Origin of the sequence: Sphingomonas sp. PvP056, assembly GCF_040549155.1 — a bacterium.
Classification (GTDB): Bacteria; Pseudomonadota; Alphaproteobacteria; order Sphingomonadales; family Sphingomonadaceae; genus Sphingomonas.
In genome coordinates this window covers 58657-75376 of the sequence record NZ_JBEPST010000006.1, presented here as the reverse complement: position 1 = coordinate 75376, position 16720 = coordinate 58657, and the positions used below count along the sequence as shown (strand labels likewise).

The 16720-nt window shown below is 64.7% G+C and carries 12 protein-coding genes; 8 read left to right on the top strand and 4 right to left on the bottom strand.

The features are described from left to right. Window positions 1–28: 28 nt before the first annotated feature. From ABIC17_RS14680 to ABIC17_RS14670, 3 genes are read left to right on the top strand one after another with little or no spacing between them, the layout of a single operon-like run. The gene (locus tag ABIC17_RS14680) at window positions 29–598 is read left to right on the top strand and encodes a gluconate 2-dehydrogenase subunit 3 family protein (protein ID WP_354282965.1); all 570 of its coding nucleotides are present in this window, start codon (window positions 29–31) and stop codon (window positions 596–598) included. Beyond that, window positions 595–1443, top strand: a complete 849-nt coding sequence (locus ABIC17_RS14675; RefSeq protein WP_354282963.1) for a sugar phosphate isomerase/epimerase family protein — start codon at window positions 595–597, stop codon at window positions 1441–1443. The genes ABIC17_RS14680 and ABIC17_RS14675 overlap by 4 nt, the downstream gene beginning before the upstream one ends. A gap of 23 nt (window positions 1444–1466) precedes the next feature. Beyond that, the gene (locus ABIC17_RS14670; protein WP_354282961.1) at window positions 1467–3143 is read left to right on the top strand and encodes a GMC oxidoreductase; all 1677 of its coding nucleotides are present in this window, start codon (window positions 1467–1469) and stop codon (window positions 3141–3143) included. A gap of 271 nt (window positions 3144–3414) precedes the next feature. On the opposite strand, the gene ABIC17_RS14665 is transcribed toward ABIC17_RS14670, so the two are convergent. From ABIC17_RS14665 to ABIC17_RS14650, 4 genes are all read right to left on the bottom strand, one after another. Then, window positions 3415–4719 carry an MFS transporter gene (locus tag ABIC17_RS14665; protein ID WP_502958472.1) on the bottom strand — a complete coding sequence of 435 codons (1305 nt, stop codon included), beginning with the start codon at window positions 4717–4719 and terminating at the stop codon, window positions 3415–3417. Between the two features lie 72 nt (window positions 4720–4791). Then, on the bottom strand, window positions 4792–5976 hold the full coding sequence (gene uxuA, locus ABIC17_RS14660; RefSeq protein ID WP_354282959.1) for a mannonate dehydratase: 1185 nt from the start codon (window positions 5974–5976) through the stop codon (window positions 4792–4794). A gap of 222 nt (window positions 5977–6198) precedes the next feature. Continuing rightward, entirely contained in the window at window positions 6199–9276 is a 3078-nt protein-coding gene (locus tag ABIC17_RS14655; protein WP_354282957.1) for a TonB-dependent receptor, read from the bottom strand. Between the two features lie 297 nt (window positions 9277–9573). Next, window positions 9574–10320 (bottom strand): FadR/GntR family transcriptional regulator, encoded by a 747-nt coding sequence (locus ABIC17_RS14650; protein ID WP_354282955.1) that lies wholly within the window; start codon window positions 10318–10320, stop codon window positions 9574–9576. A 279-nt stretch (window positions 10321–10599) separates the two neighbouring features. On the opposite strand from ABIC17_RS14650, the gene ABIC17_RS14645 reads away from it, so the two are divergent. From ABIC17_RS14645 to ABIC17_RS14625, 5 genes are read left to right on the top strand one after another with little or no spacing between them, the layout of a single operon-like run. Further along, window positions 10600–11997: a 3-keto-disaccharide hydrolase gene (locus tag ABIC17_RS14645; RefSeq protein WP_354282953.1), complete on the top strand. Its 1398-nt coding sequence runs from the start codon at window positions 10600–10602 to the stop codon at window positions 11995–11997. A 14-nt stretch (window positions 11998–12011) separates the two neighbouring features. Further along, window positions 12012–13325 carry a Gfo/Idh/MocA family protein gene (locus ABIC17_RS14640; protein WP_354282951.1) on the top strand — a complete coding sequence of 438 codons (1314 nt, stop codon included), beginning with the start codon at window positions 12012–12014 and terminating at the stop codon, window positions 13323–13325. 47 nt (window positions 13326–13372) lie between these two features. Further along, complete coding sequence (locus tag ABIC17_RS14635; protein WP_354282950.1) at window positions 13373–14200, top strand: FAD:protein FMN transferase; 828 nt, start codon at window positions 13373–13375, stop codon at window positions 14198–14200. After that, window positions 14197–15459: a Gfo/Idh/MocA family protein gene (locus tag ABIC17_RS14630; RefSeq protein WP_354282949.1), complete on the top strand. Its 1263-nt coding sequence runs from the start codon at window positions 14197–14199 to the stop codon at window positions 15457–15459. Before ABIC17_RS14635 ends, ABIC17_RS14630 begins: the two co-directional genes overlap by 4 nt. A 13-nt stretch (window positions 15460–15472) precedes the next feature. After that, a complete protein-coding gene (locus ABIC17_RS14625; protein WP_354282947.1) occupies window positions 15473–16630 on the top strand; it encodes a Gfo/Idh/MocA family protein in 1158 nt (385 codons plus the stop codon). Window positions 16631–16720 lie beyond the last annotated feature (90 nt).

The following is a 16720-nucleotide window of genomic DNA, read 5'->3' as shown; positions in this document are numbered from 1 at the left end:
CCGGCGCCTATACAGGAGAGGACAAGACATGATCGATCGCAGAGGCGCGCTTGCAAGCGTGGCGGCGATGTTCGGCACCGCGGTATTCGCGCCGATCGCGCGTGCGGCGGGGCCCGCCGGGCCGGTGGCCGTACCCAAAATCAGCGACGGCCCGCCCAGCGTCGCGGTGTTCACGCCCGCGCAGCGCGAAGCGGTGACGGTATTGTCGGAACGGGTCCTTCCAACGACCGACACCCCCGGCGCGATCGCAGCGGGCGTGCCCGCCTATATCGAGAAACTGCTCGCCGACTGGTCCTATCCCAAGGAGCGGGAGCCGCTGATTGCCGGGCTGGCGATGCTCGAGGCGCGTAGTCAGCAGGACTATAAGGTGTCCGTCGCCAAGGCGACCGCGGCGCAGCAGGACGCCTTGCTGACGCTGGCGATGAACGACCAGCTGCCCGGCGGCAACGCGTTTTTCCTCGTGTTCCGCCAGCTCGTGCTGACCGGCTATTTCACGTCGGAAATCGGCATGACGCAGGAGCGCGAATATCTGCCGGTGCCCGGCGAATATAACGGCGCCTTCCCCTATTCCAAGGTCAACAAGGTGTACACGGCATGATCCTCGATCGCAGACACTTGCTCGCGGGGGCCGGTGGCGCCGCAGCGCTCGGGCTCGTCGGAACCACGGTTGCCCGCGCTGCGGCGACGCGCCGGATCGGTGCGATCGGACTTCAGCTTTATACGGTGCGCGAGATCTTCCAGAAGGATCCCGTCGGCACGCTCGAGGCCCTCGCGAAGATTGGCTATCGTGAGATGGAGTTCGGCGGTGGCGGCTATGACGCGATGGACCACGCGATGCTGCGCAAGACGATGGACCGGCTGGGCCTGCGCGCACCATCGGCGCACATCAGCTATGACGCGCTGCTCGGAAAGTTCGACGCATCGCTCGCGATGGCGAAGACGCTCGGGGTCAGCACGGTGGTCCTGCCGTATATGACCGACCAGCACCGTACCGAGGCTGGCTGGAACGCCGCGCTCCCCAATTTCACGCGGTTCGCGACCGAGTTGCGCAAGGCTGGGATCGGCTTCGCCTATCACAACCATGATTTCGAGTTCACGACAAAGCCGGGCGGGGTCAGCCTGTACGAGCGGTTGCTGCGCGAGACCAACCCGTCGCTCGTCAAGCTCGAGCTCGACCTCTACTGGGCCGCGCATGCGGGCGAGGATGTCGGCGCGTTGATCGACCGGCTCGGGGCACGGCTCTACGCCTATCACGTCAAGGACATGCGCGCGGACCGCAGTATGTCGGCCGTCGGCGCGGGCAAGACCGATTTTGCCGCCCTGTTCCGCCGCAAGGGCAGCGCAGGCGTCCGCCATTTCTATGTCGAGAACGATGAGGCGCCTGCGCCGTATCTGCCCGACGTCACCACCAGCTTCGAGACGCTGCGCGCGTTGCGGTACTGATCAGTCTAGCGGGAAATACCATCATGGCATCCACCAACAGGTTTGACGCGATCGTTATTGGATCGGGCGTCAGCGGCGGGTTCGCCGCCAAGGAACTCACGGAAAAGGGCCTTCGCGTCCTCATGCTCGATCGCGGCATCATGGTCGAACATGGCGAAGATTACACATATGACGGCAAGCCAGCTTATGAGGTGCCGGCGCGCAATCGTATGCCCAAGCCACTGGAAGACAGCGATTATTTCATTGCGAAGCACGGCTATGTCGCGCCCAGCAACCAGAAGTTCTATAATGACGACCGGCTGAACCCCTATGCCTTCGATGAGGGCGAGAAGTTCTACTGGATCCGCCCCGCCGCAGTCGGCGGAAAGTCGCTGATCTGGGGCCGCTGGGTGTTCCGCTGGAGCCCGGCCGATTTCGAGGCGAACAAGCGCGACGGGATCGATGGCGAATGGCCGATCGGTTATGACGATGTCGCGCCATGGTACAGCTATGTCGAGAAATACATCGGCGTTTCGGGCTCGCGCGAGAACCTGCCGTATCTGCCCGACAGCGAGTTCCAGCCGCCGATCCCGATGAACGTTGCGGAAAAGTGGGTCAAGCAGCGGCTCGAGACGCAGTTCCCGGGGCGCAAGCTGATCAACACGCGCCTGTCCAACATGACCGAGGACAAGCCCGACCAGAACCGCACCAAATGCCAGTTCCGCAACCAGTGCGGCAACGGCTGTTCGTTCGGCGCATACTTCTCGACTCAGGCGGTGACGCTTCCCGCCGCACGCGCGACCGGGCGGCTGACGCTGCGGTCGGACGCGGTGGTGACGAAGCTCGCGTATGACGCGAAGAGCAAGCGCGTCACGGGCGTTCACTTCACCGATGCGAAGACCGGACTCTCCGAACTGGTCTCGGCCGATCTGGTGTTCCTGTGCGCATCGACCATGGGGACCAACCAGATCCTGATGAACTCGCGCATGCCGGGTGGGGATCGCAGCTATTTCGACACCAGCGGCACGCTCGGCAAATATGTGATGGATCACATCTTCCGCGTCGGGATCTCGGGCGAGATCCCGGGGATGCAGGACATGATCGAATATGGCCGTCGTCCGGGCGCGGTCTATATTCCGCGCTTCCGCAATAACAGCAAGGACGACGGGGTCGGCTTCCTGCGCGGCTATGGCTATCAGGGCGGAGCGAGCCGCGAAGCCGCAGCGCCGATCGGGTTCGGTGCCGATATGAAGCACGGAATGCGCAAATACGGTCCGTGGAAGTTCAGCATGGGCGCGTTCGGCGAATGCTTGCCTTATGCCGACAACAAGGTGTCGCTCCACCCGGACAAGGTCGATCGCTTCGGGGTCCCGCTGATGAAGTTCGACGTCCGCTTCCGCGACAACGAGCTGAAGATGATGGCGGATGCGCGCGTCCAGGGCGAGGCGATGCTCAAGGGTGCCGGATTGCTCAACGTCACGAGCAACGAAAGCGAGCATGTCCCCGGTGATGCGATCCACGAGATGGGCGGCGCGCGCATGGGCCTCGACCCGCGCAAGTCGGTCCTCAACAAGTGGAACCAGGCCCATGAGGCGTCGAACCTGTACATCACCGATGGCGCGCAAATGGCGTCGGTGTCGTGCGTCAATCCGTCGCTGACCTTCATGGCACTGACAGCGCGCGCCGCGTCGCATGCGGTGGAGCAAATGCGCAAGGCGTAAGAGGGCGTTCGTGTCGGCTCTTGCTCCGGCCTGACGGTATCAGGCCGTGGTTTAGGGCGGCATTTTGCAGGTTGGCGGTGCGCGCTGCGGAGGGCAACCCATCCCCGGCCCCTCCCTTTCAGGGAGGGGAGGTGCGCGTGGCGGGCCTTGTTCTCGCCTCCCTGGAAGGGAGGGGCCGGGGGTGGGTTGGCCGGAAGCGGGAGCACGGCCCTTAGTTCTAGGACTATCCCGCCTTCGCAGGCGAGCAGACGGCGTCTCCTAAATCGAGCGCTTACCCCGCCTTCGCATCCAGCCGCGGCACCAGCAGATGCACGATCGCCAGCGCGATCAGATAGGCCGTCCCAGCCCAGATGAACACCGGCGCATAACTGCCCACGGTTTCCAGCACATGCCCGACATAGCGCGCCATGATCATCCCGCCGATCGCCCCAGCCGCGCCGCCGATCCCCATCACCGAGGCGACCGAGCTCTTGGGGAAAGTGTCGGAGACCATCGTGTAGAGGTTGGACGACCAGCCCTGATGCGCAGCCGCGGCAAGCCCGATGATCGCGACCGCGGCGACCAGACTCGAAACGCTGCTCGCGAATATGATCGGCAGCACGCATACCGCACAGACGAGCAGCGCAAGTTTGCGCCCGGCGTTGACGCTGAAGCCGCGCTTGATCAGCGCCGACGACAGCCAGCCGCCACCGATGCTGCCGACATCCGCGAGCAGATACACCGCGATCAACGGCGGACCGAAGGTCTTGAGGTCGAGCCCGTGACGCTTGGCGAAGAAGTCGGGGAGCCAGAACAGGAAGAGATACCACACCGGGTCGGTCAGGAACTTCGCGGCGACGAACGACCAGGTCGCCCGCTTGCGGAACAGGTCGCGCCACGGGATGCGAGCCACACCCGCATCATTGTCCTGGTCGCTGGTGATATACGCCAGTTCCTGCGGCGACAGCCGCGGATGCCGTTCGGGCGCGCGGTAGAAGGCGAGCCATGCCGCCAGCCAGATGAAACCGAGCAACCCCGTCCCGATGAACGCGGCCTGCCATCCGTAATTGAGCGCGATCAGGGGAACGATGATCGGGGTTGCGATCGCGCCGACGTTTGCGCCCGCGTTGAGGATGCCGGCGGCAAGCGCGCGTTCCTTCTTGGGGAACCATTCGGCGACCGACTTGATCGCGGCGGGGAAATTGGCCGCCTCACCCAGCCCCAGCGCGAACCGCATCGTCGCGAACCCGCCGGGGCTGCGCACCAGCGCATGCGCCAGCGCGGCGAAGCTCCAGACCGTGATCGCCGCCGCATAGCCGAGCTTGGACCCGATCCGGTCGATCACTGGGCCGCACAGCAACAGGCCGATCGCATAGGCCGCCTGGAACCAGAAGACGATCATGCCGTAATCGACTTCGGTCCAGCCGAGTTCGCCCTGCAGCGTCGGCTTAAGGATGCCGATGACCTGGCGATCGATGTAATTGATCGTGGTCGCAAAGAAGAGCAGCGCGCAAATCACCCAGCGCACATTGCCGCCCGCGCGCTGTGGTGCCGCGTCGATCGGGGCCGAACCCACCGCTCCTGTTGATCCGTCCACGCGCGCTCTCCCTGCGGTCTTGTTCTGTTTATCGTGTATCGAAATGTCCGGCGTTGGTTCGGCTCGGCAGGGTCAGGCGTCCCCCTCGTTGCGCGCCTGCTGGTGCGCATAAGCGATCCCGCGTTCGACCCCGCGCAATTCCGCGAGGCCGCGCATCCGCCCGAGCAGCGAATATCCCGGCAAGGTCTGCTTGGTCAGATCGTCGAGCATCTGGTGCCCGTGGTCGGGTCGCATCGGGATCGAGCGTCCTTCGCGGGTCTGCACCGCATGGACTGCCGCGACGAGCGACACCATCTCCGCGCTGCCCGCCAGATGCGCGGCTTCGTGGAAGGAATCATCGGGTTCGCGCTGGACCGAGCGCAGATGAAGGAACCCGATCCGCTCCCCCAGCCGGTCGATCATCCCCGGAAGATCGTTATCCGCGCGCACGCCGAACGACCCTGCGCAGAAGCACAAGCCGTTGGAGCGGTTGGGAACCTGGTCGAACAGCCGGACGAGATCGTCCTCGGTGCTGACGACGCGGGGAAGGCCGAACAGCGCAAAGGGCGGATCGTCGGGATGGACGACCAGCCGGATGCCGAGCTCGTCCGCAAGCGGGCAGACCGCCTGAAGGAAAGCGACATGATTGGCGCGGAGTGCATCGGCATCGACCCCGTCATATTGGCCGAGTGCCTCGAGGAACCGTTCGGCCGTGAAGGTTTCCTCGCTTCCCGGCAGCCCAGCGATGATCGTGCGGTCGAGCACGCGACGCTCGTCCTCGGTCATGCCCTCGAACCGGCGTGCGGCACGATCGCGCATGTCCGGCGTATAGTCCGCCTCAGCCCCGGGACGACGCAGGATGTGGAGATCGAACACCGCGGCGGCCTCGAATTCGAACCGCAACGCCAGCGCGCCGTCGGGCATCGCCCAGGCAAGGTCGGTCCGCGTCCAGTCGAGCAGCGGCATGAAATTGTAGGTGACGACCTGGATCCCGCACGCCGCGAGATTGACGAGGCTTGTCCGATAACGCGCGATCAGCCCGTCCCAGTCCGCGCCGTGCGTCTTGAGACCGTCATGGACGGGAAGGCTCTCGACCACCGACCAGACGAGACCTGCGTCCTCGATCATCTGCTTGCGTGCGAGGATGGCGTCACGCGGCCAGACCGCGCCGTTGGGGATTTCGTGCAGCGCGGTCACGATGCCGCTGGCACCCGCCTGTCGAATGTCGCGCAAGGTTACAGGATCGGAGGGTCCGAACCAGCGCATCGTCTCAGTCATCAACACCGTCAGTAGCCTCCCCCCGCAGCGGCATGGGACAACGCGTCCACTGCGGATCTACAGTCTGTAGCAGTCGCAAATTTGATAGGCCAGAACCAATGAATTGGTAATACACTTCTGTGAGATGGCGATGATCCCGCGTAGTTTCCGTTGTTTGGACGCAATCGCGGGCAACCCCCGGATTGGCATGCGGCGCAGGGCACGCCGCATGCCCAGCCACGCTCAGAATTGGAAGTTGACGGCAAGTGCGTAGGTGCGGCCGAACGTCGACGTGTAGAGCGGGTCCTGGCGTATGCTGTCGGTGTAGAGATTGTTTTGCTCGTTGGTGATGTTCGACACCTCGGCGATCAGTTTGATGTGATCGCTAAGATTGTACGAGGCCGAGGCATCGACGAAGATCGTCTTCTTCGCACCGACCGCGTCGCTGTCCTGCGGGCCGGGGATGCTGGTGAGGTAGCCCGAGCGGTAATTGACGGTCGAGCGGATGCTGAACTTCTTGTCCTCGTAATAGAGCGTGCCGCTTGCGGTTTCTGGTGACAGGCCGACGAGCGGTGCGGTGCGCGTCAGCGTTGCAATGCCGTTGACGCTCTGCAGGATGTAATTGATGTTCGAGCGCACCCGCGTGAAATTGGCGAGCACGCCGAGATTGCGCAGTGGCCCCGGCAGGAAGCGCAGCGGCAATTGCACGTTCGCCTCAAACCCGCGGAGCGGCCCGCCGGGGGTGTTGGTGCTGCGCGAAACGTTGAACAGTTCGTCCGGCGTCGCGTTGCTGTTGACCAGCAGTGAATCCGGCAGCCCCAGATCGCGGAACGGCAGCAATTGCGTGGTGTTCTGGATGTAGGTTTCGATGCTCTTGTGGAAATAGGCGACCGAGATCAGCGAGCCCGGCGCGAAATACCATTCGAGCGCAGCGTCGAACGTGTTGGCGCGGATCGGGTCGAGGAACGGGTTGCTGAACGATCCGGTACGGATCGCGACGTTGACCGTGCCGCTCGGGATCAGCTGGCCGTAGGCCGGGCGCGACATGACGCGCGCGGCGGAGAGGCGACCTATCAGATTGCCGGTGATGTCGAACGCGATGTTCGCGGACGGCAGCCAGTCCTGGTATTCGCGATCGACCTTCGAGATCAGGCCGAGCGTGGGATAGACCGATCCGGCCGGTGCGGCGGTCGGGATGACACCCTCGGTATGGAGATCGGTGTAGATGTAGCGGACGCCGGCATCGCCGCGGATCGCGATCGGGAGCCGGTCTTCGGTGTTGAACTTCACCATCAGATAGCCCGAGCTATAGCGTTCGTTGACCTTGCCATACAGGCTGCCACACTCGACCCCGCACAAGGGGAAGCTGTCGAAATTGACCGCAGCGCGGAACTTGTCGGGGTCGACCGCCGCGAAATCCTGCATGTTGCCGCCGAGGTTCTTGGCTACCCCGGTGGTGGTGAAGGTCAGGTCGCGCAGCGAGACGTTGGCGGGCAGTGCGCGCGGCAGGCTGTACGCCGGGGTCAGGTTGAGCTGACGCTGGGTATAGTCGCCGGTACGATATTGGCCGCCCACCTGCAGCGTGAAGCCAGGGGCCGCCTCCCATTCGGTATTGAGCTCGAAGGTCTTGCTGATGATCGTGTTGCGACGATCGAAATAGGAGATCTGCCCGCGCTGGTTCCCGTCGGGGAGCGGCGGACCGTAGGAGAAGATCGACGCATCCGCCGGGTCGACGCCATAGCCAAGCTTGGGCAGGTTGGGACTGTCGCGGAAGTCGATCGAGAAATTGTCGGTATCGTTGGAGTCCATCGCGACTTGCAGGCGATTGGATTGCAGGATCGAATCCGAAATGCCCGCGAGCCCGTAGACGCGGAAATTGTCGGTGAAGCGGTGATCCAGGTTGAGATTGACCTGACGGAAGGTCGAGGTGAACTTCTCGTTCTGCATTTCAGAACGCAGATCGACACCATCCCAGGTGCCATGCACCAGCGAGCCGAGATCATCGACCTCGATCTCGCGGACCGACATCATCGGCTGCCCGTTGTTCGAGGCGGTGCGACCCATCGAGCGCGCGTCGAGATAGGTGTCGAGGCGATTCACCTTGAACCGCGCATACAAGCCGTCGAGCGAGATGTCGGTGCGGTCGTCCGGCTTCCATTGCAGCGTCAGCGACCCTGCGATGCGTTCCTGCACCTGGCTCGATTTCGCCGGGCGCGGCAGGCGCGGCAGGAACACGCCGCCGCCGGGACGGCCCGAGACGCCCTTGCGGCTCATGATGTAATCATAGGCTTCCTTGGTGCTGGTGCGCGGGTTGCCGACGCTGCAATTGGCGGCGTTGGCGCCGACATTGTTGCCGCTGTTGGCGTAATTCGCGCCCGGGCTGTTCACCGCAACGCCGTTGTAGGTGTAGCCGACGGGCGTGCAGTAGGGGAACAGCACGCTGCTCGTCGTGGTCGCGCCGGGCGCGGTCGGCACGGTCTGCGCGAGGCCCGCGACATAGGATGGCAGGATATCGACCGCGGAATAAGCGTATTCGTCGATATGGCGCTTCGCATAGGCGACGCTGCCGAGCACGCCGAAGGTGCCGCCGAAGAACTTCTTCGACACCAGCGCAGACAGACGCGGATCGGCCTGTTTGCTGATGTCGTTGTAGATCCCGCGCGCAGTCGCGGAGACGACGAAGTCCTTCTTCTGGTCGAACGGCTTGGGCGCGCGCAGATCGACCGTCGCGCCGAGTGAGCCTTCCTCGACATCCGCCGACGTGGTCTTGCGAACCGACAGCGCCGAGAAAATCTCGGTCGGGAAGGTGACGAAGTCGAACGAGCGCCCGGTGGCGACGCCGCCGCGGATGTCGCTGCCGCTGACCTGCGACACGCCCTCCATGCCGTTGATGCGGACGCGGGTGAATTGCGCGCCGAGACCCCGGACCGAGATGTTGCGCCCTTCGCCGCCATCGCCGCGCGAGAGCGCGACACCGGGGATGCGCTGCATCGACTCGGCCAGGTTGGAATCGGGGAACTTGCCGATGTCCTCGGCGACGATGCTGTCGACCGAGGCGGTTTCGCGGCGTTTCAGGTTGAGCGCGTTGTTGAGCGAGGCGCGGAAGCCGGTGACGACGATATCGTCGGTTGCCGGACTGTCGACGGTGGTGCCGGGGGCGGCCTGCGAAGGATCGTTTCGATCTTGGTCGATGGTCTGGTCACTGGGTGGGGCGGGGACCGGGTTGACGGCTTGTTGCCCGAAGGCGGGCGTCGCCATCAACAAGCCGATGACGCTCGTCGTGATAAGCAGACGCGGCTTATCGATGCTTTTGCAGCGCATATCCCTCTCCCTTTATGCCTGCGCATACGGAATGGCCGCTGCTCAGGCCCTGACCTGCCACCTGGTTTGATCGGTTGGCTGGAGCGTTGGGTATCATTGCCGTTTCAGTATGACAATGATGTTATGTTTGGTCAGGGAGGTTCGTGTGTGAGGTGCCGCTACTTCCTGCCCTCCGTGGAAGGGAGGGGCAGAGGGGTGGATGGCTCGCGGCGGACGCTACCCTCTCCCCAAACCGACCCACCCCCGGCCCCCTCCCTTACACGGAGGGGAGGTTTTAGGGTTTGAGATCCCTGGCGGTCAGACCGACCGTCTGGCCAGCGCGCGGCGGCGCTGGTTGGTTTCGGCGCGGGCACGTTCGACCGCTTCGGTTTCGGTCACGTCGAGCAGATGATCAATCAGCCGCGCGAGGTGGTCGCGCATTGCGTTGCGCGCGTCGACTGGCGAGCGGGCCTCGAGCGCGCTGAGGATGCGGCCGTGCTCCGCCATGCGGTTCTCGGTGCCGAGGCTGCCCGCCTTGAGCAACACTTCGCGCGCGAGCGGCGAGCGGAAGCGCATGTCCCAAAAGTCGGTGACCGCGGAAATGATCACCGCATTGCCCGTCGCCTCGGCGATCGCGATGTGAAAGCGGCGGTCGGCAGCTTCAGCGGTGGCGGTATCCTCCTGCGCCATCTGCGCCAGCAGTGTCCGCAATTCCTCGAGCTGTGCTTCGTCGATTTCCGTCGCGGCGACGGCGGCGACTTCGCCTTCCAGCAGGCGGCGCGCCTCGGTAATCTCGAACGCGCCGATGTCGAGTTCCTTGTCCTCGTCGAGCGTCGAGGACGCGAGCACGAACACGCCCGATCCCTTGCGCGCTTCGACCAGGCCCTTCATCTCGAGCGCGATCATCGCCTCGCGGATGGTCGGGCGACTGACCTGAAAGCGGTCGGTCAGATCCCGCTCTGCCGGGAGACGGGAGCCCACTGGAAACTTGCCGCTGACGATATCGCCGAGGATCGCCTGCACGATCCTGCGGTACAATTTTCCGCCGCCTTCAGCCATGGTCATCAACGTCCTCGCTTGTCGGCCAATCGGCGCCGGATCGTCCACGCGCCCATCGCTTCGTTCCTTCGCGTCGGAACACCTGTCGTCAAGGCCCGTCGCGCCAATCCGTAGTTTCAGCAACGAAATGTCTTACAATCCTATTGCATGTGGTCGGGCCACAAATTAGGGAAGTCAACAGGAGAGGCCGTAAAGGCGAGGCAAAAGCCGAGCGGCGCGAAAGATCGAATCCAACGGTTCGATTTCCCAATCCGCACAAGCGGAAGAACAACAGGGGGAGCCGCAATGACTCGACCGCTCACATGTCTGGCGTTGGCGGCTGTCCCGCTGATGCTGACGTCCGTTCAGGCGCTGTCGCAGGCGACCCTCTCCGCGCAAACCCGTCAAGCCAGCGCCCCATGGCGCGACGTCACCCCGCGTGAGGGACTCGCCGGCTGGCATGTGACCGGCGGCAAGGCGGACTATGCGATCGACAAGGGCGAACTCGTCGGGCGCGCGATGCCCGGGGCCACCAACAGCTGGCTGGTGTCCGACACAAGTTACGGCGACTTCATCATCGAGTTCGACGCAAAGACCGATCCCAAACTCAATTCGGGCGTGATGATCCGCGGGCAGAGCCGCCCTGAATATCGCAAGGGCGTCGTGTTCGGCTATCAAGCCGAGATCGATCCCTCGCCGCGGCGGTGGAGCGGCGGGCTTTATGACGAGCAGCGGCGGCAATGGCTCTACACGCTCGGCCGCAACGAAGCGGCGCGCGAAACTTTCCGGTCGGGTGACTGGAACCACTACCGGGTCGAGGCGATCGGCAACCGGCTGCGGACGTGGATCAACGGCGTGCCCGCAGCGGACGTGGTTGACGATGTGGATGCGCGCGGGTTCATCGCGTTCCAGGTTCATGCCATCCCCGATGCCGACGCCATGCAGCACCCGGAAGTGCGCTTCAAGAGCGTGCGGATGATCACCGATAATCCAGCGCGTTACGCGCTGCCCGCCACGACGATCGCGCAACAGGGGTGGCAATCGAACCAACTGTCCGAGGGCGAGCGCCGCGCCGGGTGGAAGCTGCTGTGGGATGGCCGGACCACCGCGGGGTGGCGCAGCTTCGCGGCACCCGCTTTCCCCAAGGGTTGGTCCGTCGCCGATGGCATGCTGAGCGTTCAGGGAACGGGCGGCGGCGACATCGTCACCACGCGGCCGTATCGCGATTTCGAACTGTCGGTCGATTTCCGGCTGACCCAAGGCGCGAACAGCGGGATCAAATATCTGATCGACCCGGCGCTGGCGAAAGGCGGTCCGGCGGTTGGTCTGGAATATCAGTTACTTGACGATGCGAACCATCCCGACGCCAAGATGGGGCGCGACGGCAACCGCACCGTGGGATCGCTGTACGACATGATCGCGGCGCGGAACTTGTCCGATCCGGCGAGCCCGGGGAAGCGAGTCAATCCGCCGGGCGAATGGAACCGTGCGGTGCTGGTGGTGCGGGGCAAGCATGTCGAGCATTGGCTCAACGGCTTCAAGATGGTCGAGTATGACCGCGGCTCGCCAGCCTTCCGCGCGCTGGTCGCGCAAAGCAAATATGCCAAATATGCGAATTTCGGGGAAGCTGACCAGGGTCCTATCCTGTTGCAGGATCACGGGAATCGCGTCGACTTCCGGTCGATCAAGCTGCGCGAACTCTGATGGGGGACAAGACCATGCTGGACCGCCGTACGATGTTGACGGGGGCAGGCGCCGCGCTCGGCGTCGCGATGAGTGCGCGGAGTTACGCGCAGATCAAGGGCGCGAACGACCGCTTGCGCGTCGCGGTGGTCGGTGTGAATTCGCGCGGTCAGGCGCATATGAGCGCCTTTTCCAAGCTGCCCAACGTCGAAATTACGCATTTCGTAGACGTTGACTCACAGGTTTTAGCCAAACGTGCGGCGGAATTTACCGCAAAAGGCCATGCCGCGCCCAAGCTCGAGGGCGACTATCGCCGGCTGCTCGACAGCAAGGCGGTCGATATCGTGACCGTCGCGACGCCGGACCATTGGCACGCCAAGCTTACGATCGACGCGATGAATTCCGGGCACCACGTCTATTGCGAGAAACCGATCGGGATCGCGCCTGCCGAGGGCGAGGCGATGATCGCTGCGCAGAAGCGAACCGGGCGGAAGCTCCAGGTCGGCAACCAGCAACGCTCCAGCCCCGAGACACAGCAACTGCGCGCACTGGTGCAGGCGGGCGAGCTTGGCGACGTGTATGAGGCGCAGACCTGGTATGCGAACAACCGCAAGTCGATCGGCACCGGGCAGACGGTTGCGCCGCCCGCGCATCTCAACTGGGACCTGTGGCAGGGACCGCGCCCGCGTGGGGATTATCGGTCCAATCTGGTGCCGTACAACTGGCACTGGTTCTGGAAATACGGAACGGGCGAACTCTGCAACAATGCGATGCACGAGCTCGACGTAGCGCGCTGGCTGATGGGGCTTGCCTATCCGACGCGCGTGGCGGTGCAGGGGGCGAAGCGGTTCCACGCGGGCGACGATTGGGAAATGTACGATTCGCTCGCGCTGGAGCTCGCTTATGACAAGGATCGCGTGATCCGCTGGAACGGGCAGAGCTGCAACGCGATGCTGACCTATGGGCGGGGCCGCGGCGTGCTGTTGCTGGGGACCAAGGGGTCGGCGGTAGTCGATCGCAACGGGTTCGAGCTGTACGACCTGGCGGGCAAGTCGATCCGGCAAGTGATGGCGAAGGCGACGTCGGAAACCACCGGCACGGTCGGCGAGGGCGTGCTCGACGTCTATCATGCGGGCAATCTGGTCGATGTGATCCGCGGCCGCGCGAGTGCGCTCGCCTCGCCGATCGCCGAGGGGCATATCAGCACGACGCTCTGCCACCTCGGCAATATCGCCTATCGCACCGGCAGCGCGCTGACGATCGACCCGTCGACCGGCAAGCCCAAGGGGGCCGAGGCGATGAAGCTGTGGTCGGTCGCCTATGAACCGGGCTGGGAGGTCAAGGGCTGACGCCCGTGTCAATGACAGTGTCGATCCCCACGGACGTCGAACGCTTCATGGCAATGGGGACGCGGATCGAACTCCACCGCTTCGGTGCGGCAGGGGCGGACGATGCGCTCGTCGCGGCGCGGCGCGCGATCGAGGCGGTGGACGATGCGCTGACGATCCACCGACCGTCGGCGACGACCGCGCTCAATGAGCGACTGCTCGCCGGACAGGACGCGCCGGTCGACGATCCGGTGCTGTTCGATGCGCTCGTCGCGATCGATGCGGTGCATGAAGCGACGCTCGGCCTGTTCGATCCTGCCGCGGATCGCCGGTTTGCCGCGACGGGCTGGCGCGGAGTCACCTTCGATCGCGCGGCGGCACGGCTGTCTGCCACGACCCCCGTGGCGTTCGATTTCGGCGGGTTCGGCAAGGGCTTTGCGCTTGACCGGGCCGGTGAAGTCCTGCGCGCGGCGGGGATCGTGTCGGCATGTCTTTCGGCGGGGGAAAGTTCGATCGCGGTGATTGGGGAGCATCCGCTTGGCGGGGGGTGGCCGTTCGCGGTGCCGAATCCGTCCGATCCCGACGATAGCCTCGTCCAGGTCGAGCTGATCGACCAGTCGCTGTCGATCTCCGCGACGGTCGGGGCGGGGACGGCGGCGCCCGACCGCGCCGCGATGCTGCGGCCCGACGATCGGGCGGTGATCACCGCACCGCGCTGCGCGGTTGCGGTCGCGCGGACGGGCGCGCTGGCCGAAGCGATGAGCACCGCGTTGCTGGTGGCCGATCCCGCGCGCGCGGATCGTCTTCTGGGCGGCGACTCGGAAAACCGGTTCGTGTTCGATCTTACCCCCGGCGTGGCGCGCCGCGTTTCCTCTGCAAGAATGGCTTTGCAATGACCGATACGGACTTCGATCTTTCCCGCCGTTCGTTCCTCGATCGCGTGCTGATGGCGGCAGCGGGGGCGGGGATGACGGCGGCAGCTCCCTGGGCCGCGATCGCGGCGGGCACTGCGGCGGCGACATCGGACCGAGTCCGGATCGGCGTGATCGGAACGGGCGATCGCGGGCGCACGCTCATCCAGAACATCAACAAGACGCGCAACTGCATGGTCGCCGCGATCTGCGACAATTACGAACCGCATCTGACCAAGGCACGCCCCTATGTCGGTGCGAACACGCCGGTGTACGCGGATCACCGCGCGATGCTGGAGAAGGGTGGGCTCGACGCGCTGGTCATCGCGACCCCGCTCAACCTGCACGCGAAGCATGTGTTCGACGGGTTCGATGCCGGGCTGCACGTGTGGTGCGAAAAGGCGATGGCGCGGACGATCCCGGATTGCAGCGCGATGGTGAAGCGTTCGCAGGACAGCCGCAAGATCCTCCAGATCGGGCATCAGCGGATGTTCCACCCGACCTATCTCAACGCCTTACGCCGCGCCAAGGCGGGCGAGATCGGATCGCTGACGCAGATCCGCGCGAGCTGGCACCGCAACAACAGCTGGCGTCGCCCGGTCCCGGCCGGGGTGAGCGACCGCCAGATCAACTGGCGGCTGTACCGCGACAGTTCGGCGGGATTGATGACCGAACTCGCGACGCATCAATTGCAGGTCGGCAACTGGTTCTTCGATGCGGTGCCGACGCGCGTGATGGGATCGGGAAGCATCTGCTTCTGGAAGGACGGGCGCGAGGTCTATGACCATGTCGCGCTGATTTACGAATATGCCGGCGGGCGAAAACTGATCTACACCTCGCTGCTCAACAATGCGCGTTATGGCTGCGAGGAGCAGATCCAGGGGAGCAAGGGCACGATCGAACCCGAACTTGGCCGGATCTTCCAGGAGGTGCCGCCCAAGGTGCTGGCCTTGCAGCGGATGCAGAAGGACGTGGCGCGCGGCAAAAAGCGCGCGGTGCCGATCGGCGGCGCGACCTGGTTCCCCGAGCTGCCGGTCACGACACCGGGCGAATCGCTCGGCTGGGGCGAATATGACGAGACGATGCTCCAGTTCGAAGGGTTCGGCGAAGCGGTGCGCGCCAACACGCCGCTCCCCGGCCTGCTGGCGCAGGCTTATGCCGCGAGTGTTGCGTCGCTGCTCGGCGAACAGGCCATGGACCGGGGCGAGGCGCTGACCTGGCCGACCTCACTCGTCACCATCTGAAGGGAATAGGACCGTGACCGATACCGATCGACGCGCACTGCTCGGGCTGGGGCTCACCGCGGGACTTGCCGCCGGGTTTGCCGGCGATGCCTTTGCGCAATCCGCGACGCGCGGGGATGCGGCGACCGAGGCGGCCCCCGCGCGTCCCGCACCCGAGGCGAAATACCGGGTTCCGTTCGCGGTGATCGGGCTCGACCATAACCACATCTATGGCATCACCGACGCGGTGATCCGGGGCGGCGGCGTGCTGACCGCCTTCCTCTCGACCGACCCCATGCAGATCGCGGCGTTCCGCAAGCGCTATGGCGACATCAAGCTTGCGCGCTCCGAACAGGAGATTCTCGACGACCGCGCGATCAAGCTGGTGTGCAGTGCTGCCGTCCCCAGCCTGCGCGCGCCGCTCGGAGTGCGCGTGATGCGCGCGGGGAAGGACTATCTGAGCGACAAGGCGGCGATGACGACGCTCGAGCAACTTGCCGAGGTCCGCCGCACGATCAAGGAGACGGGGCGCAAGTTCGGAATCATGTATTCCGAACGGCTGGAGGTCCCAGCAGCAGTGATGGCGGGGCAGATGGTCCATGACGGCGCGATCGGCAAGGTGATCCAGACGGTCAACCTCGCGCCGCACCGCCTGTCCAAACCGAGCCGGCCCGACTGGTTCTGGGACCCGGCGCGCAACGGCGGGATCCTTACCGACGTGGGGAGTCATCAGGCCGACCAGTTCGTCTATCTGACGGGGAGCAAGCGCGCGCATGTCGTCGCGTCGCAGACCGGCAATTTCAACAACCCCGACCATCCGCAATTCCAGGATTTCGGCGACATGATGCTGAACGGCGATGGTGGCGCGGGGTATGTGCGGGTCGACTGGTTCACCCCCGACGGGTTGCCGACCTGGGGCGACGGGCGGCTCTTCATCCTCGGGACCGAGGGCTATATCGAGCTGCGCAAATACGTCGACATTGCCGGGCGACCGGGGGGCAACCATTTGTTCATCGCGGACCGCAAGGGGGCGCGCTATCTCGATTGCTCCAAGGTGCCGTTGCCGTTCGGTCCGCAGTTCGTCACCGATCTGGTCGAACGCACGTCGGTCGCGCAGGATCAGGACGGTGCGTTGCTCGCGGCGGAACTGGTGCTGACCGCGACCGCGCGCGCGACGCCTGCGCGCGCCTGAACCGTCGGGTGCGAGGCTCGCTCAAATCTTCAGTCGTGCTCCTGCGGGAGCCCAGGAGTTCGACAAATCCTATGGCGTTGTTTTGCTTGG